At 37.3% G+C, this 24,647-nt stretch carries 25 protein-coding genes; 23 read left to right on the top strand and 2 right to left on the bottom strand.

All coding sequences use genetic code 11. The features are described 5' to 3' along the window. Window positions 1-5 precede the first annotated feature (5 nt). The 11 genes from tenA to dinB all read left to right on the top strand — a co-directional run bounded on the left by tenA (window position 6) and on the right by dinB (window position 8,531). Entirely contained in the window at window positions 6-668 is a 663-nt protein-coding gene (gene tenA, locus IGJ03_RS10280; protein ID WP_002362330.1) for a thiaminase II, read from the top strand. 175 nt (window positions 669-843) lie between these two features. Continuing rightward, window positions 844-1,440 (top strand): recombination mediator RecR, encoded by a 597-nt coding sequence (gene recR, locus IGJ03_RS10275; protein ID WP_002356363.1) that lies wholly within the window; start codon window positions 844-846, stop codon window positions 1,438-1,440. 208 nt (window positions 1,441-1,648) lie between these two features. Continuing rightward, window positions 1,649-2,287, top strand: coding sequence for a dTMP kinase (gene tmk, locus IGJ03_RS10270; RefSeq protein ID WP_002356366.1), 639 nt, complete (start codon window positions 1,649-1,651; stop codon window positions 2,285-2,287). Window positions 2,288-2,306: 19 nt separating this feature from the next. Beyond that, complete coding sequence (locus tag IGJ03_RS10265; protein ID WP_002356367.1) at window positions 2,307-2,636, top strand: cyclic-di-AMP receptor; 330 nt, start codon at window positions 2,307-2,309, stop codon at window positions 2,634-2,636. 1 nt (window position 2,637) lies between these two features. Then, window positions 2,638-3,588, top strand: a complete 951-nt coding sequence (holB, locus tag IGJ03_RS10260) for a DNA polymerase III subunit delta' (RefSeq protein WP_002384059.1) — start codon at window positions 2,638-2,640, stop codon at window positions 3,586-3,588. Between the two features lie 116 nt (window positions 3,589-3,704). After that, on the top strand, window positions 3,705-4,544 hold the full coding sequence (locus IGJ03_RS10255) for a PSP1 domain-containing protein (protein WP_002356371.1): 840 nt from the start codon (window positions 3,705-3,707) through the stop codon (window positions 4,542-4,544). Beyond that, on the top strand, window positions 4,537-4,884 hold the full coding sequence (locus IGJ03_RS10250; RefSeq protein ID WP_002356372.1) for a DNA replication initiation control protein YabA: 348 nt from the start codon (window positions 4,537-4,539) through the stop codon (window positions 4,882-4,884). The genes IGJ03_RS10255 and IGJ03_RS10250 overlap by 8 nt, the downstream gene beginning before the upstream one ends. A gap of 111 nt (window positions 4,885-4,995) precedes the next feature. Then, a complete protein-coding gene (gene rsmI / locus IGJ03_RS10245) occupies window positions 4,996-5,868 on the top strand; it encodes a 16S rRNA (cytidine(1402)-2'-O)-methyltransferase (protein WP_002356373.1) in 873 nt (290 codons plus the stop codon). A gap of 14 nt (window positions 5,869-5,882) precedes the next feature. After that, on the top strand, window positions 5,883-6,545 hold the full coding sequence (locus IGJ03_RS10240; protein ID WP_002359439.1) for an ABC transporter ATP-binding protein: 663 nt from the start codon (window positions 5,883-5,885) through the stop codon (window positions 6,543-6,545). Further along, window positions 6,529-7,287, top strand: a complete 759-nt coding sequence (locus IGJ03_RS10235) for an ABC transporter permease (protein ID WP_002356377.1) — start codon at window positions 6,529-6,531, stop codon at window positions 7,285-7,287. The genes IGJ03_RS10240 and IGJ03_RS10235 overlap by 17 nt, the downstream gene beginning before the upstream one ends. A 128-nt stretch (window positions 7,288-7,415) precedes the next feature. Continuing rightward, entirely contained in the window at window positions 7,416-8,531 is a 1,116-nt protein-coding gene (gene dinB / locus IGJ03_RS10230) for a DNA polymerase IV (protein ID WP_023894966.1), read from the top strand. Between the two features lie 44 nt (window positions 8,532-8,575). Here dinB and nrdG read toward each other — a convergent pair whose 3' ends face one another. Both nrdG and nrdD read right to left on the bottom strand, forming a co-directional pair. Next, a complete protein-coding gene (nrdG, locus tag IGJ03_RS10225) occupies window positions 8,576-9,172 on the bottom strand; it encodes an anaerobic ribonucleoside-triphosphate reductase activating protein (RefSeq protein WP_429861514.1) in 597 nt (198 codons plus the stop codon). 32 nt (window positions 9,173-9,204) lie between these two features. Then, window positions 9,205-11,388 carry an anaerobic ribonucleoside-triphosphate reductase gene (gene nrdD / locus IGJ03_RS10220; RefSeq protein WP_002382497.1) on the bottom strand — a complete coding sequence of 728 codons (2,184 nt, stop codon included), beginning with the start codon at window positions 11,386-11,388 and terminating at the stop codon, window positions 9,205-9,207. A gap of 405 nt (window positions 11,389-11,793) precedes the next feature. Here nrdD and IGJ03_RS10215 point away from each other — a divergent pair, with 405 nt between their 5' ends. The 12 genes from IGJ03_RS10215 (at window position 11,794) to IGJ03_RS10160 (ending at window position 24,609) form a co-directional block, all read left to right on the top strand. Next, entirely contained in the window at window positions 11,794-12,561 is a 768-nt protein-coding gene (locus IGJ03_RS10215; protein WP_002356382.1) for an ABC transporter ATP-binding protein, read from the top strand. Continuing rightward, window positions 12,551-14,647 (top strand): FtsX-like permease family protein, encoded by a 2,097-nt coding sequence (locus tag IGJ03_RS10210; protein WP_425135947.1) that lies wholly within the window; start codon window positions 12,551-12,553, stop codon window positions 14,645-14,647. The genes IGJ03_RS10215 and IGJ03_RS10210 overlap by 11 nt, the downstream gene beginning before the upstream one ends. 203 nt (window positions 14,648-14,850) lie before the next feature. After that, on the top strand, window positions 14,851-15,000 hold the full coding sequence (locus IGJ03_RS10205) for a teichoic acid D-Ala incorporation-associated protein DltX (protein WP_002356384.1): 150 nt from the start codon (window positions 14,851-14,853) through the stop codon (window positions 14,998-15,000). A 14-nt stretch (window positions 15,001-15,014) separates the two neighbouring features. Continuing rightward, the gene (dltA, locus tag IGJ03_RS10200) at window positions 15,015-16,535 is read left to right on the top strand and encodes a D-alanine--poly(phosphoribitol) ligase subunit DltA (protein WP_010713131.1); all 1,521 of its coding nucleotides are present in this window, start codon (window positions 15,015-15,017) and stop codon (window positions 16,533-16,535) included. After that, the gene (dltB, locus tag IGJ03_RS10195; RefSeq protein WP_002382500.1) at window positions 16,532-17,737 is read left to right on the top strand and encodes a D-alanyl-lipoteichoic acid biosynthesis protein DltB; all 1,206 of its coding nucleotides are present in this window, start codon (window positions 16,532-16,534) and stop codon (window positions 17,735-17,737) included. The genes dltA and dltB overlap by 4 nt, the downstream gene beginning before the upstream one ends. A 32-nt stretch (window positions 17,738-17,769) precedes the next feature. Continuing rightward, window positions 17,770-18,006: a D-alanine--poly(phosphoribitol) ligase subunit DltC gene (gene dltC / locus IGJ03_RS10190; RefSeq protein WP_002356389.1), complete on the top strand. Its 237-nt coding sequence runs from the start codon at window positions 17,770-17,772 to the stop codon at window positions 18,004-18,006. Continuing rightward, window positions 18,006-19,277 (top strand): D-alanyl-lipoteichoic acid biosynthesis protein DltD, encoded by a 1,272-nt coding sequence (dltD, locus tag IGJ03_RS10185; protein ID WP_002407260.1) that lies wholly within the window; start codon window positions 18,006-18,008, stop codon window positions 19,275-19,277. Before dltC ends, dltD begins: the two co-directional genes overlap by 1 nt. 212 nt (window positions 19,278-19,489) lie before the next feature. Continuing rightward, entirely contained in the window at window positions 19,490-20,572 is a 1,083-nt protein-coding gene (locus IGJ03_RS10180; protein WP_002367214.1) for a M42 family metallopeptidase, read from the top strand. 20 nt (window positions 20,573-20,592) lie between these two features. After that, entirely contained in the window at window positions 20,593-21,384 is a 792-nt protein-coding gene (locus tag IGJ03_RS10175; protein WP_002365061.1) for a DUF975 family protein, read from the top strand. Between the two features lie 145 nt (window positions 21,385-21,529). Further along, window positions 21,530-22,270, top strand: coding sequence for an MBL fold metallo-hydrolase (locus IGJ03_RS10170; RefSeq protein ID WP_429861513.1), 741 nt, complete (start codon window positions 21,530-21,532; stop codon window positions 22,268-22,270). 32 nt (window positions 22,271-22,302) lie between these two features. Continuing rightward, a complete protein-coding gene (locus IGJ03_RS10165) occupies window positions 22,303-23,307 on the top strand; it encodes a lipoate--protein ligase (protein WP_002368809.1) in 1,005 nt (334 codons plus the stop codon). A gap of 612 nt (window positions 23,308-23,919) precedes the next feature. Beyond that, window positions 23,920-24,609 carry an O-methyltransferase gene (locus IGJ03_RS10160; protein ID WP_002381418.1) on the top strand — a complete coding sequence of 230 codons (690 nt, stop codon included), beginning with the start codon at window positions 23,920-23,922 and terminating at the stop codon, window positions 24,607-24,609. Window positions 24,610-24,647 lie beyond the last annotated feature (38 nt).

The following is a 24,647-nucleotide window of genomic DNA, read 5'->3' as shown; positions in this document are numbered from 1 at the left end:
AACCTATGACATTTACAGAACAAGCCAAAGAACAAGCGCAAGCTTCTTGGCAAGGAAGTTTTCAGCATCCTTTTATCACAGAGTTACATGAAGGAACCTTGAGTCCAACGATTTTTCGCTACTATTTAATTCAAGATCATTACTATTTAAAACATTTTAGTCAGCTTTATCGCTTGATTGCGGCACAAACGCAACAACCTCGATTGAAAAAATTACTCTTAACAAATGCGGAAAATCTCGCGTTGGGCGAATTAGCTATTCGTGAAACTTTTTTTGAAGAACTAGCGATTACAGAAGAAGAAGTTGCAGCGACACCGATTGCACCAACCGCTTATCACTATGTTTCTCATATGTATCGCCAACTTATTGAAGGAACGCCTAAGACGGCCGCAGCAAGTATGTTGCCTTGTTCTTGGCTCTATCAAGAAATTGGTGCACAGTTAGTCAAACAACACTCACCAGAGCCACTGTACCAACGTTGGATTGAAACCTATGCTGGGGAGGAAGCGTACCAACACGTCCAAGAGGAACGCCAACTGTTAGACCAATTATATGAAGAAAGTTCACCACAAGAACAAGCAGCTATGATCACCGCTTTTGTTATCAGCAGTGAGATGGAATACGCTTTTTGGGAAATGGCCTATACACACGAAACCTGGATTGGTTAATACAAAAGCAAGTCGTTTAGTGCTCGTAACTAACGACTTGTTTTTGTATTAGAAAGCAGTAATTGTCAGTTGCTTTTTTGACAGGTCGTGATAAGATATTCAGTGACGCAAAATCTGTTGTAACTCGCTCAGTAATAACAGAAACGCCTTGCTAAGAAAGGACTGTAGAAGCCTCATGAATTATCCAGAACCGATTGCAAAATTGATTGAAAGTTATATGAAATTACCAGGAATTGGTCAAAAAACAGCGACACGGCTTGCTTTTTATACAATTGATATGAAAGAAGAAGATGCTAATGCTTTTGCAAAAGCGCTAATTAGTGTCAAGAGAGATCTCCATTTCTGTAGTATTTGCGGAAATATTACTGAAGAAGATCCTTGTGAAATTTGCCAAGATAAAAATCGTGACCGTAGTATTATTTTAGTAGTGGAAGAACCAAAAGACGTTATGGCAATGGAAAAAATGCGTGAATATCAAGGCTTGTATCACGTACTCCACGGGGTGCTTTCACCGATGGAAGGAACAGGACCAGAAGATATTAATATTGCCTCTTTGATCAAACGATTGCACGATGATGAAGTGAAAGAGGTCATTATAGCAACAAACGCTACCACTGAAGGAGAAGCGACGGCGATGTATTTATCACGGCTCATTAAACCAGCTGGAATCACCGTTACTCGTTTGGCACACGGCTTGTCTGTCGGCAGCGATATTGAATATGCAGACGAAATAACCTTGCTAAAAGCAGTCGAAGGACGTCGAGAAATTTAAAAGAAACATCGTTGGAAAAAGAAGTTGAAATCGAAGTAGGTCGTTTCTGTGAGAAAATGTCGCAGTTCAAGCTTTTCCGTACTTCTTTTTCAGTTTCTTTTTTTCAGCGGATGCATTACTTTAAATTGGACATAAGGATTTCAATTAGACTGATAGAGCAAGATGAAGTATAATAGATACAAGTAAAAATTGATTGGAGTTTTCGCACGTGCAGGGTATTTTTATCACATTTGAAGGTCCAGATGGCGCTGGCAAAACCAGTGTTTTGAAGGAAGTTTCTGAAAGATTAGCTAAAGAGTCAAAACGAAAAATTGTCACTACAAGAGAACCAGGCGGCATACCGATTGCCGAAAAGATTCGAACAGTTATTTTAGATCCAAGAAATGACAGAATGGATGAGCGAACAGAAGCTTTACTTTACGCAGCTGCTCGTCGTCAACATTTAGTGGAAAAAATCTTGCCAGCTTTGGAAGCGGGTCATTTAGTCCTATGTGATCGTTTTGTTGACAGCTCATTAGCCTACCAAGGCGCTGGGCGTAGAATTGGGATTGCACCCATTGCTTCAATTAATGCGTTTGCGACAGAAGGTGTCTCACCAGATTTTACAATTTATTTAGACGTTGACTCAGATACTGGCTTACGGCGGATTCAAGAAAATCGAACACAGCAAATTGATCGCTTAGATTCAGAAGGATTAGAATTTCATCAACGTGTTCGTCATGAATATTTGAAATTAGCAGAAGAAAATCCACAACGTATCAAAAAGATTGATGCACGGATGAGTTTAGAACTTGTCGTAGAAGCAACGTATCAGGCGATTATTGAACGTTATCCAGAAAACTTTTAATTATAGGAAGGTGTAGACCATGAAGATTATTTTAGCCATTGTACAAGACAAAGATAGTAACCGATTAGCCAACGAATTTATTGATGCCAATATTCGTGCTACAAAATTATCCTCAACAGGTGGATTCTTAAAAGCGGGAAACAGCACATTTATTATTGGGATTGATGATGAACGTGTCGACGAAACATTAGCTTTAATTAAAGAAACATGTCAATCAAGAAAACAATATGTTTCAACACCTGTGACTTTAGATATCACAATGGATGGCCAAATTCCTTATCCTGTGGAAGTTGAAGTAGGCGGCGCTACTTGCTTCGTCTTACCAGTTGAAGGATTCCATCAATATTAAGATGAATGAAGCACAACAGCTACAGCAAATGCAACCTTTGCTGTACAAGCAACTCCAAAAAAGTTTTGAGCATGGTCGTCTTGCCCATGCTTATCTTTTTGAAGGAGATACAGGAACTGGAAAACAAGAATTTGGCTTATGGATGGCGAAACATGTCTTTTGTACGAATTTAGTAAATCAACAGCCTTGTAACGAATGCCATAATTGTGTGCGGATTAATGAAAATGAACATCCAGATGTTTTAAGAATTGCGCCAGATGGGCAAACCATCAAAGTGAACCAAATCCGTGAATTAAAAGCGGAGTTTTCTAAAAGTGGGGTCGAGACTGCTAAAAAAGTTTTCTTAATTCAAGAAGCAGATAAAATGAGTACCGGCGCAGCCAATAGTCTCTTAAAATTTTTAGAAGAACCAGAAGGACAAATTTTAGCTATTTTAGAAACCACTTCGCTTTCTCGAATTTTACCAACGATTCAATCACGATGCCAAACCTTACATTTTCAACCATTAGTCAAAAAAACATTAATTGATCGCTTAATCAAACAGGGGATTGGTGAAAAGACTGCAACCCTTTTAGCTGAGCTGACAAATAGTTTTGAGAAAGCAGTTGAAATCTCTCAAGATGAATGGTTTAATGAAGCTAGGGAAATCATTTTGCAATGGTTTAATTATCTAAAAAGTAATGATTTACAGGCATTTATCTACGTTCAGAAGAAAATGGTCAAAGTATTTAAGGAAAAAGAACAACAAGCGCTTAGCTTTGACTTGCTCATGGTTTATTACCGTCAATTATTGGAAGAAAGTGTTGCGACACAGCAAGCCAAAAAAGTAACGGAAGAGCAGGCGGAACGGTTGGCGCTAATTTTGAAAGCACGCCAAAAATGGACTGCCAATGTTAGTTGGCAAAATGTTTGTGAACAATTAGTTATCCAAATGATTCACCCTAAATCATAAAGGAAAAAAGTGCCAAGTGGCATTCAGTTTCATAATATAGTAGGAACTTAGTTGTTTCAGCAAGTTCCTTAACCGATTGAAGCGACGTTCACTTGAACTAGATTAGGAGGAATAAAATGGTAGAAGTAGTAGGAGTTCGCTTCCGTGAAGCCGGTCATATCTATTATTTTGCTCCTGGAAAATCTGAGTATATTTATAATGAGAAAGTACTCGTTGAATCTCAACAGTCAAAACAATTAGCTACTGTTGCTATTCCTAAAAAAACAGTCGATTCAGACGATTTACCAGAGGACCTAAAACCCATTTTAAATAAAGCAACAGCCAATGATTTAGAAAAAGAACAAAAAAATTTGGCTGATGCAGAAGCTGCCAAAAGCATTGCCAATGAAAAAATTCGAGCTCATGACTTAAAAATGAAATTAGTGCGAGTAGAATATACCTTCGATCGTAGCAAAATGATTTTTTACTTTACGGCAGATGGGCGAATTGATTTTCGTGAATTAGTCAAAGACTTAGCGGCTATTTTCCGGACGCGAATTGAGTTACGTCAAATTGGTGTCCGAGATGAAGCGAAAATATTAGGTGGCATTGGCCCTTGTGGCAGACAACTGTGTTGCTCAACATTTCTAGGAGATTTTATGCCAGTTTCAATCAAAATGGCTAAAGATCAAGGGTTATCTTTAAATCCTGTCAAAATTTCGGGATTATGTGGCCGCTTAATGTGTTGTTTGAAATACGAAAACGACGAATATGAAGCCGCTAAAAAAGAATTACCAGATTATGGAAAAGAAGTAATAACACCAGATGGCAAAGGCAAAGTCGTCGGGTTGAATCTATTAAGTCGGATTGTCAAAGTTCGTCTGCATGGTCGTGAAATCGCAGCGGATTATGATTACGAAGAAATCAAAGAAGCTACTGCGAAAGTTGCTGCTGAAAAAGGTGATCAAAATGGATAAACGTTCGCTCTATGATGGATTAAATTCGTTGGAAACTGATTTAGACAGTTCAGTGACACAATTAAGAGAAATTAAAGCAGCACTCCATGAGTTGGTAGAAAAAAATACCACGTTGGAAATCGAAAACCAACGCTTACGGGAGCATCTCCAAGAACTGAATAAGTTAGCAGGAAATACAACTGAAACTGAAAAACAAGAGCTATCAAAATCACGTATGAATTTGGAAAAACTTTATGAAGAGGGCTTCCATGTCTGCAATATTTTATATGGTTCAAGACGTGAAAATGATGAAGAATGTGCCTTTTGTCTTGATGTTATTTATGGGGAACGTACGCGTTAAGTCTAGTGGACACTGCAAATAAAAAGGAAAGGTTTGGTTTGACAGTCAATCGATTGTCAAATCAAACCTTTATCTATTTATAGAACGAAAAAGGAAAATGAGGGATGCGCTATGCAAAAACAGAAAAGTTTTGATAAGCAAACAACAAAAGGAAAATTGTATCTTGTCCCAACACCGATCGGCAATTTAGAAGATATGAGTATTCGTTGTTTAAACATATTGAAAGAAGCAACGGTGATTGCTAGTGAGGACACAAGAAACACACAAAAATTGCTAAATCATTTTGAGATTACAACACCACAAATTAGTTTACACGAACATAATTACAAAGAGCGAATTCCTCAACTGATTACACGATTGCTGAGTGGTGAAACGATTGCCCAAGTTAGCGATGCAGGTATGCCTTCAATTAGTGATCCTGGTCATGAATTGGTTACAGCATGTCTTGAAGAAGAACTGGCAGTGATTGCCTTGCCAGGACCTACGGCAGGAATGACCGCCTTGATTGCCTCGGGTCTTTTACCACAGCCATTTACGTTTTATGGTTTTTTACCAAGAAAGAAAAAAGAACAGAAAGACGTGTTATCAGCATTAAAAGAAGAACGGCCGACACAGATTTTTTATGAGTCCCCCTATCGGATTGCTAAAACGGTCGCAACGTTTGCTGAAGTCTATGGTCAAGAACGCCCCGCTGTGATTTGTCGAGAATTAACGAAACTTCATGAAGAGTATTTGCGTGGTACCTTAGGAGAACTAACAGAATATTTAGCAGAAAATACGCTAAAAGGCGAGTGTTGTTTATTAGTTAGCGGATTTACTGGTGAGAAAGAGACAATAGCAGCAATGCCAGCTATTTCCCTCAAGGAACATGTGCAAGTTTTAATGGAGGAAGAGGGACGGAGTTCAAAAGAGGCAATCAAAGAAGTGGCTAAATTGAGAAATGTAAAAAAACAAGAAGTATATAAAGAATATCATTCCATTTAAAAAAGGAGAGAAACATGAGTAATTTATTGCGAGCAGAAGGCGTGTCTTATCAAGTAAATGGTCGTAGCATTCTTTCTGATATTGATTTGTCATTTGAAACAGGCAGCAATACAACAATTGTTGGTCCTTCAGGTAGCGGGAAAAGTACATTTTTAAAAATTTTATCTTCATTATTAAGTCCTACAGAAGGCGAAATTTTTTATCAAGAAGCGCCAATTACTACAATGCCAATCGAAACATACCGCCAAAAGGTTTCTTATTGTTTTCAGCAGCCAACTTTATTTGGTGAAACCGTGTATGATAATTTATTATTTCCATTTACCGTCAGACAAGAAGCGTTTAATCAGGAAAAAGTCGTGGCATTGCTCCAACAAGTGAAATTGCCCGCTGCTTATCTTGAAAAGAAAATAGCCGAACTCTCTGGTGGTGAGCGACAACGGGTTGCTTTGCTACGAAACATTATTTTTGTACCAGATGTTTTATTATTAGACGAAGTTACAACGGGATTAGATGAAGAAAGCAAACAAATTGTCAATCAATTGTTAAACCAATTAAACAAAGAGCAAGGAGTCACGCTGGTTCGTATCACGCATGATACCGAAGAAATTCAGCAAGCACAGCAAGTGATTCGTATTGTAGCAGGAAAGGTGGCGCCGACAGATGGATTTAGCAGTTAATAATTTATCCTTATTTTTTTCAGCCATGCTAGTAGTGGTCGCATTAATTATTAGTACTAAAGAAAAATTAGGTTTTACCAAAGATATTATTATTAGTGTGATTCGAGCAGTCATTCAATTAGTCGCAGTCGGCTATTTATTAAAATATGTTTTTCAAGTCAATAACCTGATTTTAACGCTCATCATGGTTTTGGTGATTGTTTCCAACGCAGCCTTTAATGCAAAAAAACGCAGCCAGCAATTACAAAAGGGCTTTTTGATTTCTTTCATTGCAATTGGTTGTAGTACAGGAATTACCATTGGTATTTTGATTTTTTCTGGTTCTATCAAATTTATTCCTTCTCAAATCATTCCTATCAGTGGGATGATTGCCAGCAATTCGATGGTGGCAATTGGTTTATGCTATCGCAATTTAGATACTCTTTTTCAAAACCAACGGCAAGCGGTAATGGAGAAACTAGCATTAGGTGCAACTATCAAACTCGCCTCTTTACCAATTATCCAACAAAGTGTGAAAACCGGGATGGCGCCGACGATTGATTCTGCCAAAACTGTCGGAATTGTTAGTTTACCTGGGATGATGTCAGGCTTGATTTTTGCGGGCGTTGATCCTGTCCATGCGATAAAATATCAGATTATGGTGACTTTTATGTTGTTATCAGCAACAAGTATTGGTTCAGTGATTGCAACTTATCTTGCCTATAAAGGCTACTATAATCAACAAAAACAATTGGTTGTTTAATTAAAAAGCTGGAAATCTGTGTTTATAACTTCACGGATTTTCAGCTTTTTCTGGTTGAAATAAAGAAGTTTCAATTTGAAAAAGAACGGACGTTCGTATATAATAGAAGGAGGAGGCGAATCAAAATGATGAGTGAATTACGTTTTCCCTTAAAAAAAGATACGTCGAGAAAAATTATACATATAGATATGGACGCGTTTTTTGCTTCAGTTGAAGAACGAGATCATCCAGAGTTAGTAGGACATCCGTTAGTTATTGCGCGCCATCCAAGTGATACTGGGGGCAAAGGAGTGGTGACTACAGCGAATTATATTGCTCGACAGTACGGTATTCACTCGGCTATGAGTGCTCAAAAGGCGTATGAACTATGTCCAAGTGCCATTTTTAAGCCAGGTAATTATCAGAAATATAGTGAAATTTCTCAAGAAATCCGTGAAATTTTTCGCCGCTATACAGATGTGATTGAACCGGTATCTATTGACGAAGCGTATTTAGATGTAACTGAAAATAAGGTCAACAGTAAGTCGGCTATTAAAATTGCGAAAATGATCCAGTATGATATTTGGCATGAATTGCAGTTAACTTGCTCGGCAGGTGTTAGTTACAATAAGTTTTTAGCCAAGTTAGCATCAGATTTCCAGAAACCAAAGGGCCTGACGGTTGTCTTACCAGAAGAGGCCGAAGATTTTTTGAAAGCATTACCGATTGAAGATTTCCACGGAATCGGGAAAAAAACAGTGCCTAAAATGCATGAACTAGGGATTTTTACTGGAGCAGATTTATACAAGCAAGATGAGATGACGTTGATTCGGTTATTCGGTAAAATGGGTTATTCATTGTATCGTAAAGTCCGTGGTATCCATGATGCGCCAGTTCAAGTGACTAGAGATCGTAAGTCGGTAGGCAAGGAACATACTTACGGCACCCCTTTAACGACGGAAGAGCAGGTTACGGCTCAATTGAGACAATTAGCAGCAGGTGTTGAGCGTGCATTGCAACGAGTGCAAAAGCATGGCAAAACAGTAGTCCTGAAAGTTCGTTATACTGACTATACGACGATTACGAAACGTGTGACATTACCTGAATATATTTCTAAAAAAGAAGAACTTTTCTATCAAGCGAATTTAATTTGGGAAGATATTTTAGGTTTAGAACAAGGAATCCGTTTATTAGGCATTACTTTAACGAATTTAGATCCACTAGCGTATGAAAACATTGTTTTACCTTTATGGGAAAAAAGTTAGCCCTTTAGACACATCCTCAAGAGATGGCTAAAGGGCTAACTTTTTTAAATTGATTTTTTGATTTGTTCATAAGACGTTTCGGCGTCATGACATTTTTCCCAAATAACAGCTTTGCCAGCAGCAAGTGATTTGGGTACATCAATAATCCGTTGATTACTACTGCCACGAAATTGTAAATTTAAATTACGTTTTGCCAGTTCAAAACGCCCATCGACTAAAATGTCAATTGAATGGAGTAGTTCAAGCTTATCAGGCGTTTCTAAAAGTAGTTCTTCAAAGGTATACCCAGACCAAGACCAGATATCTTTGGCTGAGCCAAATGTTTCCCGCACACGTTTGACTACACTAAGACAAACATCTGTATTCAGAAAAGGTTCACCACCCAAAAGAGTCAAACCTTGGATATAGTCATGGGACAAATCTTCAATAATTTGATTCATTAAAGATTCTGTAAACGGCGTACCGTAATTGAAATTTTGGACAGCTTTGTTAAAACAACCTTCACAAGCAAAGAGACAGCCACTCACATATAAACTATTGCGTACACCTTCGCCATCAACAAAGTTGAACGCTTTGTAATCGGCAATCTTTTTTTGGCTGTAGTCTTCGGTTTTCCATTCTTGTGGTTTCGGATTACGCATCAGCAAAACTTCTTTCTATAGAATAATCGAGTTTAATTTTTTAAATGTTTCACACGAGAGGAAATTTCTTTGTGCCGACCATGTACCATTGGGCGAGCTTGCGGGTTACCTAAATAACCACAAGTCCGTTTAACGACATCACAAGTCTTAGGATCATGATTGCCACATTCTGGACATTCAAAGCCACGTTCAGTTGGATGGAAGTCCCCTTCAAAACCACAGGCATAACAATGATCAATTGGCGTATTGGTTCCTAAATAGCCAACTTTGTCATAAGCGTAATCCCAGACAGCTTCAAGTGCTTTGGGATTTTGCTGTAACATGGGGTATTCACAGTAGTGGATAAAACCACCAGAACAGTATTTTGGATAATCCTTTTCAAAATCAAGTTTTTCAAAAGGCGTTGGATTTTTGCGTACATCATAATGGAAACTATTTGTGTAATATTCTTTATCTGTAATATTTTCGACGATGCCAAATTTTTCAGTATCTAAACGGCAAAAACGGTCAGTCAAGCTTTCGCTCGGTGTAGAGTAGACACTAAAATGATAGCCGTATTCGTTGCCCCAGTTGTCGGCATTTTTTTTCAGTTCTTTTAAAATATCCAGTGTAAAGTTTTTGGCCTCTTGATTGTCCTCCCAAGCACCGCCGTAAAAGGCAGAAGCCACTTCATACAAGCCAATATAGCCAAGTGAAACCGTGGCACGTTTGTTTTTAAACAGTTCATCTACGGCATCCTGTGTAGCTAAACGTTTTCCAAATGCACCATACATGTATAAAATCGGTGCATTCGCTGGTTTAGCTTCTTTAACACGTTCAACCCGATAAACCAAAGCATCTTTAACGATCGCCAAACGTTCATTTAAAATTTGCCAGAACTTTTCTTGGCTTCCTTGCGCTTCTAAAGCGATTCTTGGTAAGTTCAAGGTCACAACGCCTAAATTCATTCGGCCAACATTTACTTCTTCACCTTGTTCGTCTTTCCAGCCTTGTAAAAAGGAACGACAGCCCATTGGTACCTTAAAACTACCTGTTAGTTCAACGATTTTATCATAGTTTAAAACATCAGGATACATGCGTTTCGTTGCGCATTCCAGTGCCAGTTGTTTAATATCGTAGTTTGGATCAGTAGGTTGCGCATTGACGCCGCGTTTAATTGTGAAAATTAGTTTTGGGAAAATAGCTGTTCGTTTTTCAATCCCTAAACCATTAATTCGGATTTGTAAAATCGCCCGTTGAATTTCTCGCTCAAACCAGTTGGTACCTAAACCAAATCCCAGAGAAGTAAAAGGGGTTTGTCCATTGGAAGTAAATAAAGTATTAATTTCATACTCAAGACTTTGCATGGCATCAAAAATATCTTTTTTCGTTTTCTTCTGAGCGAATGCTTTTTGGCGTTCTTCTCCTTCAATCCATTCTTGCGCATCTGCTAAATGTTTTTCATAATTACGTTCCGCAAAAGGCGCTAATAATTCATCAATCCGATCGGCAGAGCAACCACCATATTGACTGGAAGCTACATTGGCAATAATTTGAGAAATTTGTGCAGTGGCCGTTTGAATTGATTTTGGTGATTCGACATCAGCGTTCCCAATTTTAAAGCCATTGTTTAGCATGCCTTTAAAATCAATTAAACAGCAGTTTGTCATGGGAGTATATGGATGATAATCTAAATCGTGGTAATGAATGTCGCCTTTTTGATGGGCATTAGCCACGTGTGAAGGCAACATCTTTAAACCAATTGATTTTCCAACAATCCCAGCGGTTAGATCACGTTGCGTATTAAAAACGTCACTGTCTTTGTTGGCATTTTCGTTCACGACAGTCTGATCTTTATTAATTAATTTGCCGATAGATACATTAATATCAGTCGCTTTACTACGCTCAAAATCACGTTGGGTTCTGTAATGAATGTATTCTTCGGCTAAGGCATATTCGTTGTTGGATAGCAGAGTATGTTCCACAATATTTTGAATTTCATAAATTTTTACGTTATTGGTAAAACGTTCGGCAATTTCTCGATTGACATCGGCAACAATCGATTGGACTTTTTGATGTGTCAAAGGAGTGACTTGGTCATGTATTTTTTGTTCAGCTTTGATCAAAGCATCGTATATTTTTTGATCATCGAAAGTCACTAAACGACCATCCCGTTTGACGACTTTAATTGTTGAGAGATTAACATCCTCGGCTTTTTCATCAGTAATCTTCATCATTTTATCCAGCTCCTTATATCTCGTTAGTAACTATCCTAATACAAAGGTCGGCTAAATTCAATCGATATATTGCGTATTTTTAGTAAAATATCACTAGACAAACACTATATATTGTGCTTGTGCTGTTTTGAAAAAATATGAAAACAAATGAAGAAAAGGATTGAGCAAATTTTTTTGCGTGAAAAAAATTCTTTGTCAAAATTAAAAAACAGCAAAGAGTTTTTTGCCAAATTGCTAAAAGTAACACTAAAAAATAACAATTATTAAATAATAATTGTTTGCGGATTTATTCACGAAATGACAATTATTCTTTGACTACCGAACGATATTGTAAGATAAAACGATGTTCATTCAGATTTTTTCTTGGTAAAATAAGAGTAATAACAAAACGTTGGAGCGAGAAAAATGAAAAAAATTGTAGAAGTAAACCATGTCAGCAAGACATATGGTCGTTTAAATAATAAAACAGAAGTATTAGATAATATTTCGTTTACCGTTGATGAAGGCGAATTTGTGGGGATTATGGGTCCCAGCGGTGCTGGGAAATCGACACTATTGAATGTCTTATCCTCGATTATTTTGCCAACCGCAGGAATCGTGCGCATCGCCGGACAAGATATTTTAAAAATGCGAGATAATCAATTAAGTGATTTTCGAAGAAACGAAATGGGGTTTATTTTTCAATCGTTTAACCTAATTGATACGTTAAATGTGAAGGACAATATTTTGTTGCCTTTAGCTGTAGAAAAAGTTTCATTAGAAGAAATGGATAAACGTTTGTTACATGTGACTTCGATTTTGGGGATTCAGGAGCTTTTATCTGCTTATCCACCAGAGATATCTGTGGGACAAAAACAACGGGTAGCAGCTGCTCGTGCTTTGATTACGAACCCTAAAATTATTTTTGCAGATGAACCAACTGGCTCACTGGATTCAAAATCAGCAACAGAATTGTTGAAATATTTAGCTGAAATTAATCTACATGATGATGCCACAATTTTGATGGTGACACATGACCCGTACACGGCCAGTTTTTGCAATCGCATCTTGTTCATTAAAGACGGTGCGATTTTCTCAGAAGTTGTTCGTCAAGGATCACGTAAGGAATTTTTTAATCGTGTGATAGATATGCAAGCAACGATTGGTGGAGGCGGGCGCGCAAATGATTTTTAAACTATCATTAAAAAATTTAAAAGCTCATGTACCTAACTATCTGGTTTATTACATTAGTATGACTTTTGCAGCGGTCGTTTATTATTGTTTCCGTGCGATCGCTTACAACCAACCTCTTGTCGCAGGTGCAGGCCGTGATATCGAAATTAAGCGATCTTTAGGACTCGGTAGTACCTTAGTCACCATTATTATTTTGGGCTTTATGTTGGCAGCAAATCGCTTTTTTATAGGCAAACGTAGCCAAGAAATTGGCTTGTATCGATTAATTGGCTTGAGAAAGAGCCAAGTTTCACTAATTTTTTTAGTGGAAAATTTAGTTTTAGGCTTTGTTTCACTAATTAATGGGATTATTTTAGGAGTGATTTTCACCAAGTTGTTTTCAATGATTTTAGCCAAAGTTATGTTTTTAGAAGTCCCCAGTTTCTTCTATATTTCTTGGCGTTCCGTTATTGAAACCGGTATAGCTTTTGCATTTATGATTTTGATTGTCTGCTTAAGAAGTATTTGGATGATTTATCGTTATCCATTGTCGCAGCTTATGCACCAAGAAAAAATTGGTCAAATTAATTATAGTCGTTTAACGAAACGGCGGCAGTTTCTAGGTATTTTAGGACCTATTTGTTTACTGGCTGGTTATTTTATTGCGTTTGATTTTCGGAATTTAGCGACAGGTATTGTGTATAAACAATTAAATGATTCATTGGATATCTCGATTCCGATGATTATTACATTGACGCCTTTTATCATTTTGGGTCTCTGTGTGGTGGGAACTTATTTATTTTTCCGTTATACCATGTATTTTATCATTCGCTTATTTAATCATAGAAAAAAATGGTATTACCAAGATTTACGCATGATTACTTTAGGCAATGCCAAACGCTACTTATTTAAAAGTAGCAAAACACTCACTGGTTTGACCTTGTTAATTGCGACAGCCTTGAGTGGGATTGGCGTGATGGTTTTTGTGTATACGATTAGTATGCACACGGTCAACAGTGATGGCCCCGTGGACTTTTTAGTTTCACAGGAAAGCTATCCTAAATTGAAGAAAGTTCTCGATGAAGCGAAGGACACCAAAATAAAAAATGAAGTGACACTTTCTTATAAAATTACTGGAATTGAACGCAGTTTGCGAATTGGTCAAGCGCAAGAGGAACAAGAAACGATTGAAGCAGTTAATGTTTTATCTTTCTCCAACTACCGCAACTATCAAAAAATTAATCCTTATTTAAACGATTTACATTTAAAAAATGACCAAAGTGTTATCTATATGGATAGCTTTACCAATATTTTAAGTGGTATGTCTCGTTATGAATCGAAACTGCAATTTGTTGAAGGGGAGAAGGCACAACTACAACAAGTGCTGCCTAACTATCTAGGCAATTTTTTATTGCAATATTCTTTACCAACGATTGTCGTTTCCGATGCCCTTTATCAGAAAGTGACAAAAAATTCCATTCAGTATCAGATTAACGCCGTAAATGTTGACACGAAAAGCCGTGAAAAACTTTATGAAGCCGTAAATAAACAGATTGCCACAGAATGGCAAGCGCCAATTTTGTATAAGTATGAAAAAAATAACCAGCAGTTGAGTGGTTTTGCCAAACAAATGCCTAACGAAGAGGCAAAGAATACGCAAGATGATGTCACCGAAACTTGGCGACTAAATATGAATGATCGCTACGCCTCTTTACGCTATGAACGAAAAATTAACGGCTTGACTTTATATGTCTCCATGTTTGTGGCGATTTTAGCGTTGTTTATTACGGGCAGTATTTTGATGTTACGACAACTGTTTTCAGCTGTAAGTGAGCGTCAAGATTACGTGACTTTAAAACGGATGGGTGTTTCTAGTAAAGAGATAACTAAGCAAATTTATCGACAGAATAGTTTGATTTTCTTTCCGCCGATGGTCATTGGGATTTTGCATACTACCTTTGCCATTTATTTGCTAAGCCAATTTATTAAGAGTCCAGGATATTTGTTAGTATATCTTTCTTGTGGAATCTTAATAATTGTTTATCTAATTTTTTATATTTTAACGTCTGCCATTTATGCGCGGATGATTCGACACATCCATTTTTAAAAAACTGTAAAAGCCGTTGTGAAGCGGTTTTTACAGTTTCTTTATGCGAAAAAATTATGAGAGTTCCGTTTATGAAAATCATGAAAATTTAAGAAGTGACGAAATTGTTAGTTTTTTTATTAAATTGTAAGAAATTTCAATGGACTTTGCTGAAATATAGCATAAAATAATGGATAGCGATTAACCTTAGGAGGTGAATGATAATGAAAACAACTTTTCAGAAAATTCTCAATAACGAAAGTCTTAAATTCATCGGTAAAACGTTATTTTATTCTTTCATTGTCATTGCATTAATTTATCTTTATCATTACAAGAATATCAATGGAGGAACCTTCATTTATAACGAGTTTTAAGGAGGCGGCTATACATGGAAAAAGTAATTAATATGATTCAAACGATTGATGAATGGGCACGTAAAGAACCCCAACGTCCTGTTTATTTAACCGAAGAAAAAGTCTCTACGTATGGAGAGTTAAAAGAAAAGTCAGACAATCTAGCCGCTTATTTAGCTGAGCTGAAAACGGACAAGTCAGCGATTGTCGTATACGGAGAATTAGATTTTGAAATGATTGTGAGTTTTTTAGGCGCATCGAAAGCTGGTTTTAGCTATATCCCCATTGATGCACATACACCAAAAGAACGCATTGAACTAATTCTAAACGTAGCCAAACCAACCGCAGTGATTGCTGTGCATGAATGGCCTGAATTAGCCACCGAAGTGCCAGTAATTACGGCGGAAGAATTAACAGAAATGATGATGCATGCACCCCGATATGCGCCTGCGTTGACGCCTGTCACAGGAGCAAGTAATTACTATATCATTTTCACTTCAGGGACAACTGGCGTACCAAAGGGTGTGCAAATCAGCCATGATAATTTAGTTAGCTTTACGAATTGGTTGTTGCAAGATTTTGGTTTAGAAGAAGGGGCCCGCTTTTTAGCACAGGCACCTTATTCGTTTGATTTATCGGTGATGTCTATTTATCCCGCATTGGCGTTAGGTGGCTCATTAACTCCGTTACCCAATGAAATCATTAACGATTTTAAACAATTATTTACGCGTTTGCCACAATTAACAATCGACGTCTGGGTTTCAACACCGTCCTTTATTGAATTGTGTCTAATGGAACCAAGCTTTGATGGTGAACATTTACCAGCACTGCGCACGTTTTTATTCTGTGGAGAAGAATTACCAAAACCAACGGCTGAAAAATTAGCCGCTCGTTTCCCAACTGCGCATATTTATAATACGTATGGGCCGACAGAAGCGACTGTAGCGATTAGTGCCATTGAAATCACTCAAGAAGTTTTAAAAAGTGTCCAACGTTTACCAATCGGGTATGTGAAAGAGGATACGCAAATTTATATTATGGAAGGCATGTCAAAATTACCTGCAGGTGAAATTGGTGAAATCGTCATTGCTGGACCAAGTGTTTCCAAAGGCTATCTAAATAATCCTGCGAAAACAGCTGAAGCTTTTTTCCAATTAGATGGCGTACCAGCTTATCGCACAGGCGATGCTGGAAAGTTAGTCGATAACCTATTGCAGTATGAGGGACGCTTAGATTTTCAAATTAAATTGCATGGCTACCGCATTGAGTTAGAAGAAGTGGATCATCACTTAACGAATGTTTCCTACGTGAAACAAGCAGTCGTTGTGCCGAAATATCAAGGAAATAAAGTCCAACAATTAATTGCCTATGTCGTTCCGCAAGCACATGAATTTTCAAGTGATTTTCAATTAACTAAGGCAATTAAACAAGAATTAGCCACGTTGACAATGGACTATATGATTCCACAAAAATTTGTATATGTTGAACAATTACCTTTGACAAGTAATGGCAAAATTGATCGGAAAGGGTTGATGAATGAGGTGAATGCCACATGATGAATTTTCCTCATATGATTCCCTATAATGCACCGTATTACTTTGTTCTGCTAATTGCGGCCTTGTTGCCGATGATTTTAACTTTAGCCATTAAAGGGACACGTTGGCCTTGGTACCAAACACTCGTGACACTGGTCTTTCTATATATCAGTTTTGGTGGCGAATTTTGGCAACAAGGAGTCGCTCTGATTGTATATGTTATTTATCAAACGTTACTAACGTGGGGCTATGCGGCTTATCGAAAAAATAAAAATGCAGGTTGGGTCTTTTATCTGGCTGTCTTTTTAGCTATATTACCGCTTGTTTGGGTGAAAGTTTCTCCCTTCATGACAGGCAAAACAACCTTACTTGGCTTTTTAGGGATTTCTTATTTAACCTTTAAAGCGGTCCAAGTGGTCATGGATTTACGGGATGGCGTAATGAAAGAATATCATCCGTTTCGTTACATTCAGTTTCTCTTGTTTTTCCCGACTATTTCTTCAGGACCCATCGATCGTTATCGGCGCTTTGAAAAAGATTTGAAAAACCCGCCGAGTGCGGAGAAATATTTAGACTTTTTAGAAAAAGGAATTTTTTATTTATTTCTAGGATTTTTATATAAGTTTATTATCAGTCATTATCTTGGTGGTGTCTTTTTACCACATGTGGAAAAAATGGCCTTGGCACAAGGTGGTTTATCTTGGTGGACAGTCGGCTATATGTATAATTACAGTTTGTATCTATTCTTTGATTTCGCAGGCTATAGTTTACTGGCCGTTGGCACAAGTTATTTAATGGGCTATGATACACCAATGAACTTTAACAAACCGTTCCTAAGTTGGAATATTAAAGAATTCTGGAATCGTTGGCACATGACCTTATCTTTTTGGTTCCGTGATTACATTTACATGCGCTTAATGTTTTTCTTAATGAAAAAGAAAGTCTTTAAAAGTCGGATTGTGACTTCTAATATTGGTTACTTTGCGTTGTTCTTAATCATGGGCATTTGGCATGGATTAACGTGGTTCTACATCGCTTATGGGCTCTACCATGCAACACTAATTTGTGTAACAGATGCTTGGCTACGTTTTAAGAAAAAACATAAAGACAAGATACCATCAAACAAATTTACACATGCATTTGCAGTCTTTTTAACTTTCCAAGCGGTTTGTGTCAGCTTCCTGATTTTCTCAGGATTTTTAGACAAACTATGGTTTAAATAAACAAAAATAAAAATATAAAGGGGCAATTTACAATGAACATTCAAGAAACAGTATTAAACATTTTAGAAGATATTACAGGAACAGACGAAGTTGTGAACAATCAAGACATTCAATTATTTGAAGAAGGATTATTGGACTCTTTAGCAACGGTTCAATTATTAGTAGAAATTGAAGGACAATTAGGAATCCAAGTTCCTGTATCAGACTTTGACCGTGAAGTATGGGGAACACCAAAACAAATCATTCAACAAGTGGAAGCTTTACAATAATGTCTAGAAAAAAACGACTAATCAGAATCTTAGGTCCAGTGCTTTGTTCAGCGGTCTTGGTTGCAGTGTTCTTTTTTGCACCGTTCAGAATCAATTTAACTTCCGAAAAAACGTTGAAGGAAGCATCAACGTCAATGGCACCGAACGTTTTAAAAGGCAATGTGATTAAAAACAAAGCAGTGGCTTCTGGTAAATATGTTCCTTTTTTTGGCTCTTCTGAATTAAGTCGATTTAGTGCTTTCCACCCTAGTGTGCTCTCTGAAAAGTATCAACGGAACTACCGACCGTTTTTACTAGGAGAAGCGGGCACACAGTCATTAACCCAAGCAATGGTCATTCATTCGATGGGCGATGCGATTGCCAATAAGAAAGCGGTCTTTATTTTATCTCCGCAATGGTTTGTCAAAAAGGGTGTACCTAATGATAGTTTTGGTGCACACTATTCACAATTACAAACCTATCAATGGTTAGCTAATTTAACCGAATTAACCAGCGGTGACCAATATCTAGCACAACGTTTGACCAAATTTCCAGTTGTTCAAAAAGACAAAGTCTTAATGGAAACCTTGGCAAATCTGCAGGCAGGGCAACTTCCCCAACGCTCTCAACGAGATTATTTTATAATGAATCTCCGTTTCTTGAATCGTGAAGATGAATTGTTTAGCCAAATTGGCATGGTTAGCAGAGAACCAATTGTTGAAAAAGATATGAAACAATTACCTGCTACGTATAATTTTAATGAATTAGATCAGCTAGCTGGAAAAATTGCGGCAAAAGCCATTAATAATAAATTTGAAATTAGTAACGGTTTTTATCGCCAACGGATTAAACCAGTTTTACCGAAATTAGCTCATTCACAAAAGAAATGGGATTACCGTTTTTCTCCAGAATATGGTGATTTCCAAGCTGCGTTAGAACAGTTAGCAGAAAAAAATGTCGATGTTTTATTTGTAATCCCACCTGTTAACAAACGTTGGTCGGACTATACGGGCTTGTCACAAGATATGTTGCAACAAGTAGCACGCAAGCTGAAATATCAACTTCAAGAGCAAGGGTTTACTAACATTGCTGACTTCTCAACATGTAGTAATGAACGCTACTTTATGGCGGACACGATTCATTTAGGTTGGCGTGGTTGGCTCGCTGTTGATCGTCAAGTAGATGAATTTATGAAACAACCTGCGTCTAAAAAGTTAGCGTATCAAATTGATGATCGTTTTTATCAGACAGATTGGCAACAACAAAATCCATTGGTCTTACCTCAATTTTAAGAAGGCAAGATGGATCAAGTACCAATTATCTGAAGCGGACTAGAAACGCTTCGTAACAATGAAAATAGCCTGTACCTGCCGTTGAATAACGAGCGTGCAGGCTGTTTTTTCGTTTATTTTTAGTGGAGAACGTTGCTCAATTTATTTTTTGTAAGTATTTTTTTAGTTCGTGGTATAATGGATAAAATTGGTTTTTGAGGGGAGTTATTTTTATGGATGCAAAAGAAGAAAAAATGTTAATTGATTTAACAAGTGCTAAAGGGATTGCTGGGAATGAAGACGAAGTACGTTCGTTATTTAAAAAGTATGCAGCACCGTATGCGGATAAATTTTTATATGATGGCCTTGGCAGTATTATTGCAAAAAATGTTGGTGATAAAGAAGGACCAAAAGTCTACATTTCTGGGCATATGGATGAAGTCGGTTTCATGGTTACCCAAATCACAGAAAAAGGCTTTTTAAAATTTCAAACCGTTGGCGGTTGGTGGGGGCAAGTGATGTTGGCCCAACAAGTTCAGATTAAAACCACGACTGGTAAGGTTTACCATGGTGTCATTGGGTCTAAACCACCGCATGTGTTAACAGCGGAAGTTCGTAACAAACCCTATGAGATTGCAGATATGTTTATTGATATTGGTGCAAGTAGCGATCAACAAGTTGCAGAATGGGGGATTCATCCAGGGGATATGGTGACACCATATATTGACTATCGTCGCATGAATGATACAAAATTTTTATTGGCAAAAGCGTGGGATAACCGAATTGGTACGGCCGTTTCATTAAAAGTTTTAGAAAATTTAGCGACAGAAGGGCACCCCAATATTTTATTTGCAGGCAGTGATGTGCAAGAAGAAGTCGGGCTACGCGGTGCGCAAACAAGTACGCATCTTGTGAATCCAGACATAGCGTTTGCTTTAGACACAGGAACAGCTGGTGACACACCAGGAATGACACCTAAAGAAGCCGACTCTGTTTTAGGTGAAGGGCCACAAATTTTGATTTATGATGCATCAATGATTCCGCATAAAAAATTACGTGATTTTGTTATTCAAGTGGCGGAAGAAAATAACATTCCCTTCCAATATACAGTGATTACAGGGGGAGGTACGGATGCTGGCCGCATGCATTTAACGCGCAACGGGATTCCATCATTAGCCATCACGGTGCCTGTTAGATATCTGCATTCACATACCTCAGTTATTCATGAAGATGATTATTTCAACACAGTCAAATTAGTCACAGAAGTGGTGAAACGTCTAGATAAAGAAACAGTCGCTAAATTGACTAGTTATTAGTTTCAGAAAGGATGGAATGAATGAAAAGTTTAGTAACAAATTCGCAACATCGTGCCAATGCTCGCAGAGCCCTTGATGGGCAATGGGGGATCATGGCTTGGTTAACTTTCTTAGGAGTGGTTTTACAGAGCTTCTTAACATCGATTGTGCAAAATTTATTTTCTGGTGAAAATCAAGTTTTTCAAAGTAGTTTTGCCGCAGTATTACTGCAAATTTTTGTTTTATTCGCGTTAAGTTATGCGCTATATTACGCAGCCTTGAAGGTGTTGCGTGGTGAAAAGGTGCGGGTCAATATTTTAATGAGTGTTTTTCAAGGAAAATATTATGGTCCGCTATTTGTGGTCAACCTACTTCAAAAAGTACTTGAACGTGTAATTGGTTTGTTATTTTTGTTACCAATTTTATTTGGGGCAGGGACAACCTTGTATTTCAAATTGATGTTTAATACAGTTACACCAGAGGAAATCCAAGCCTTTTTCTTAAATGATTTTTCCTTTTTCCTAGCGTTTGGTGTTGCCACTATCTTGATCTTTTTAATTGGTTTATTTGTGAGTGGCGTTTTTCAATTTGCTGTGTGGCTACGTTTTGATAATCCAGAACTGCCAATTATGATGGCGTTGAAACAGGCGTTATATTTAATGAAAAATCGTTTTTGGCAATATTTATGTTTACAATTTTCTTTTATTGGTTGGTATATTGTGGGCTTTTTAGCTATTGGTATCGGTCTATTATGGGTGATTCCTTATAACTATGTAGCGTTAGCTAGTTTTTATCAAACTGCCTTAGAAGAAAAAGGTTTAGCCGAAGAATAAAAAAGAAGCTTGAATCCTTCGTTATCTCGACAAAGGGTTCAGGTTTTTTCTTTGGTCTTTTTGTGAAAATTTAAGCGTTTTAACCTCGTTTTTCCGTTATTTTATGGTAACATGGAAGTATCGTATTGAAGGAGGTTGTCCACACATGAAATTGACTGTCTTAGGCTGTTTAGGTGCTTATCCATACAAAGGAGAAGGAACGAGTTCCTATTTGTTAGAATCTGAAGGCTTTCATTTGCTTATTGATGCAGGCAGTACGACATTAGTGCGTTTAGAAAACTATCTAGATCCATTGAAATTAGATGCTGTCATTCTGTCGCATTACCATCATGACCATATCGCAGATTTAGGTGTTTTACAATATTATCGTCAGCTTTATCCAACGCTGGAACTGACGCCTATTTTGCCAATATATGGCCATACACAAGATCAAATGCATTTCAAAGAACTAACGCTTCCTAACGTTTCCGAAGGGAAAGAGTATTTTGAAGCAGAAGAGTTGGCAGTAGGACCATTTTTAATTACTTTCATGGAAACGATTCATCCTGTCACTTGTTACGCGATGCGGATTGTTGAAAAAGCGACTGGCAAAGTCTTTGTCTTTACAGGAGACTCTGGTTACTTAGCAAGTTTTGAAGACTTTGCAAAAGACGCTGATTTATTCTTAGCGGATACGTACTTATTTGAAGGTAATGAACGACATCATGCACACTTTACGTCAAGAGAAGCGGGTGAAATTGCCAAAGCAGCACAAGTCAAACAATTGATGTTGACCCATTTACCACAACATGGGTCATTGGAACAACTACGGGAAGAAGCGCAAAACTATGCTGGAACGGAAATTCCAGTGACATTAGCCCAACCAGATTTAACAGTTGAGATTTAAAAAAGTAACTATACCAAGGGAGAGAACCGATTGTGATTTTTGTACCGAATGAAAATAATGACCCACGAGTGAACTTAGCAATTGAAACATATTTGTTAACAGAAATGCCTTTAGATGAGCCCATTCTTTTATTTTACATTAACGAGCCGTCAATCATTATTGGCCGTAACCAAAATACAATTGAAGAAATTAACAAAGAATATGTAGATGAGCACGGCATTCATGTTGTTCGTCGCTTAAGTGGCGGCGGCGCCGTTTATCATGATCATGGTAATTTGAATTTTAGTTTTATTATGCCAGATGACGGCAACTCTTTCCGTGATTTCGCAAAAGTTACCCAACCAATTATCCAAGCATTGCAGGACTTAGGCGTTGAAGGTGCCGAATTAAAAGGGCGCAATGACCTAGTGATTAATGATATGAAGTTTTCAGGAAATGCGATGTACGCTACCAACGGCCGCATGTTTGCGCATGGAACCTTAATGTTTGATAGTGATATTGATGAAGTTGTAAATACATTGAAAGTACGGAAAGATAAAATCGAATCTAAAGGTATCAAGTCTGTTCGTTCACGGGTAACAAACATTAAACCATTTTTATCTGAAGATAAACAAGAGATGACAACGGAAGAATTCCGCCAAGAAATTCTTTTGAAAATTTTCGGCGTAGATTCGATCGACCAAGTTAAAACGTATGAATTAACTGATCAAGACTGGGCGGCTATTAACAAAATTTCAGAGCAATACTATCGCAATTGGGATTGGAATTATGGTAAATCACCTGCATTTAACTTAGAACGTCGCCATCGTTTTCCAATTGGTTCAATTGAAATGAAAATGAATGTGGCGGATGGTGCCATTCAAGAAATTAAAATCTTTGGGGACTTCTTTGGGCTTGGTGAAATTAAAGATGTTGAAGATATTTTAACCGGCGTGAAATATGATAAAGCTTCTTTAGAAGAAGCCATTGATCAAATTGACGTTAAAAAATACTTTGGAAATATCGAAAAAGAAGATTTGCTTGGGTTAATTTATTAAAAAAAAGACAGCCGTTTCAAACGGTTGTCTTTTTTCTAGCTAAAAATAATTTTTAGCTTTTAGAAAGGTAGTGCTATGTGCAAAATCGTCGAAACGATTTTTATCAGGGAACTATCAAATAGCTCGCCTGCATATGTACTTGAACCAAGTCAAGTCCGGGAATTTGGTTATGTGCTTCACTATAAATCACTATCTGTAAAGAGTATACAAGATTTCCTTTCTTTTGTGATATCAAATTTTTACAGACAAAGTAGTAAAATTTGACGTTTCTTATTTTAGCAAGGTTATAGGCTTGTTTTGGGGCTTGAATTAGCAAGAATTAATAGTGATTTAAGGGAAAATATTAACATATGTAGAAATATTTTTATAAGAAATAACGAGAAAAAATCAATAGGTATGTTCTTGAGGGCTACTTTTTGACGTTTTCTGAATAAAACTTAATAAAAAATAGCAGAAACAAAGAAAAAATGTGCTTACAAGAAGTAATCCGCACTTAGCTAGGAAGTTAAGAATGTGCATGTTATTTTCAAACAAATAATAAGAATCCTATTTCAATCCTTTACAGAGGAACAAGGACTTCGTATAATAAAGGGACGAAAAGGAGCGAAAGTGATGAGAAACGAAATGATGCATCGACCAGTCGTTAAACCAGAACTGGTTGAGTATATGCGTACAAAACAAAAGAAACTTCCCGGAGAATTAGGGGCAGTGGAGGCGGAAGCCAATGAAGCAGGGGTGCCGATTATTCCGCACGAAACAGTAGTTTTTCTACAATTTTTGCTAGGACAACTAAAGCCCAAAAATATTTTAGAAATCGGGGCAGCAATTGGTTTTTCTTCAAGCTTGATGGCCCAATTTGTCGGTGAAGATGGTCACGTGACCACGATTGATCGTTTTGACGTAATGATAAAAAAAGCGAAGAAAACTTACCAACGCCTAGACTTAGAAGAAAAGGTCACTCTTTTAGAAGGACAAGCAGCTGAGATTCTACCAACGTTGGAAGGACCTTATGACTTTATTTTTATGGATAGTGCCAAATCAAAATACATTGAATTTTTACCTGAATGTTTACGGTTGCTACCAGTTGGCGGCGTTTTGATGGTGGATGATGTATTTCAAGCTGGGACAATTTTAGACCCTGCTGAGGAAGTACCGAAAAAAAATCGAGCGATTCATCGTAAATTAAACCAATTTTTAGATGTAGTCATGGCGCACCCTGATTTAACTTCTACTTTAGTTCCTCTTGGTGATGGAGTTATTTTAATTACCAAAGAGAAAGAAACGATTATTTTAGATAGTTAAAGAATGTATTCACAAAAAGAAAGCGAATCATTAAAAAG

Source organism: Enterococcus sp. DIV1315a, assembly GCF_051712325.1.
GTDB lineage: Bacteria > Bacillota > Bacilli > Lactobacillales > Enterococcaceae > Enterococcus > Enterococcus faecalis.
The sequence above is the reverse complement of the archived record's forward strand: the minus strand, read 5'-3'. Positions and strand labels throughout refer to the sequence as shown.

What these genes read in the sequence shown, in the direction of transcription:
- tenA (WP_002362330.1), top strand. Translation starts at nt 6, where the DNA reads ATGACATTTACAGAACAAGCCAAAGAACAAGCGCAAGCTTCTTGGCAA.
- recR (WP_002356363.1), top strand. Translation starts at nt 844, where the DNA reads ATGAATTATCCAGAACCGATTGCAAAATTGATTGAAAGTTATATGAAA.
- IGJ03_RS10265 (WP_002356367.1), top strand. Translation starts at nt 2,307, where the DNA reads ATGAAGATTATTTTAGCCATTGTACAAGACAAAGATAGTAACCGATTA.
- holB (WP_002384059.1), top strand. Translation starts at nt 2,638, where the DNA reads ATGAATGAAGCACAACAGCTACAGCAAATGCAACCTTTGCTGTACAAG.
- IGJ03_RS10255 (WP_002356371.1), top strand. Translation starts at nt 3,705, where the DNA reads ATGGTAGAAGTAGTAGGAGTTCGCTTCCGTGAAGCCGGTCATATCTAT.
- IGJ03_RS10250 (WP_002356372.1), top strand. Translation starts at nt 4,537, where the DNA reads ATGGATAAACGTTCGCTCTATGATGGATTAAATTCGTTGGAAACTGAT.
- rsmI (WP_002356373.1), top strand. Translation starts at nt 4,996, where the DNA reads ATGCAAAAACAGAAAAGTTTTGATAAGCAAACAACAAAAGGAAAATTG.
- IGJ03_RS10240 (WP_002359439.1), top strand. Translation starts at nt 5,883, where the DNA reads ATGAGTAATTTATTGCGAGCAGAAGGCGTGTCTTATCAAGTAAATGGT.
- IGJ03_RS10235 (WP_002356377.1), top strand. Translation starts at nt 6,529, where the DNA reads ATGGATTTAGCAGTTAATAATTTATCCTTATTTTTTTCAGCCATGCTA.
- dinB (WP_023894966.1), top strand. Translation starts at nt 7,416, where the DNA reads ATGAGTGAATTACGTTTTCCCTTAAAAAAAGATACGTCGAGAAAAATT.
- nrdG (WP_429861514.1), bottom strand. Translation starts at nt 9,172, where the DNA reads ATGCGTAATCCGAAACCACAAGAATGGAAAACCGAAGACTACAGCCAA.
- nrdD (WP_002382497.1), bottom strand. Translation starts at nt 11,388, where the DNA reads ATGATGAAGATTACTGATGAAAAAGCCGAGGATGTTAATCTCTCAACA.
- IGJ03_RS10215 (WP_002356382.1), top strand. Translation starts at nt 11,794, where the DNA reads ATGAAAAAAATTGTAGAAGTAAACCATGTCAGCAAGACATATGGTCGT.
- IGJ03_RS10210 (WP_425135947.1), top strand. Translation starts at nt 12,551, where the DNA reads ATGATTTTTAAACTATCATTAAAAAATTTAAAAGCTCATGTACCTAAC.
- IGJ03_RS10205 (WP_002356384.1), top strand. Translation starts at nt 14,851, where the DNA reads ATGAAAACAACTTTTCAGAAAATTCTCAATAACGAAAGTCTTAAATTC.
- dltA (WP_010713131.1), top strand. Translation starts at nt 15,015, where the DNA reads ATGGAAAAAGTAATTAATATGATTCAAACGATTGATGAATGGGCACGT.
- dltB (WP_002382500.1), top strand. Translation starts at nt 16,532, where the DNA reads ATGATGAATTTTCCTCATATGATTCCCTATAATGCACCGTATTACTTT.
- dltC (WP_002356389.1), top strand. Translation starts at nt 17,770, where the DNA reads ATGAACATTCAAGAAACAGTATTAAACATTTTAGAAGATATTACAGGA.
- dltD (WP_002407260.1), top strand. Translation starts at nt 18,006, where the DNA reads ATGTCTAGAAAAAAACGACTAATCAGAATCTTAGGTCCAGTGCTTTGT.
- IGJ03_RS10180 (WP_002367214.1), top strand. Translation starts at nt 19,490, where the DNA reads ATGGATGCAAAAGAAGAAAAAATGTTAATTGATTTAACAAGTGCTAAA.
- IGJ03_RS10175 (WP_002365061.1), top strand. Translation starts at nt 20,593, where the DNA reads ATGAAAAGTTTAGTAACAAATTCGCAACATCGTGCCAATGCTCGCAGA.
- IGJ03_RS10170 (WP_429861513.1), top strand. Translation starts at nt 21,530, where the DNA reads ATGAAATTGACTGTCTTAGGCTGTTTAGGTGCTTATCCATACAAAGGA.
- IGJ03_RS10160 (WP_002381418.1), top strand. Translation starts at nt 23,920, where the DNA reads ATGAGAAACGAAATGATGCATCGACCAGTCGTTAAACCAGAACTGGTT.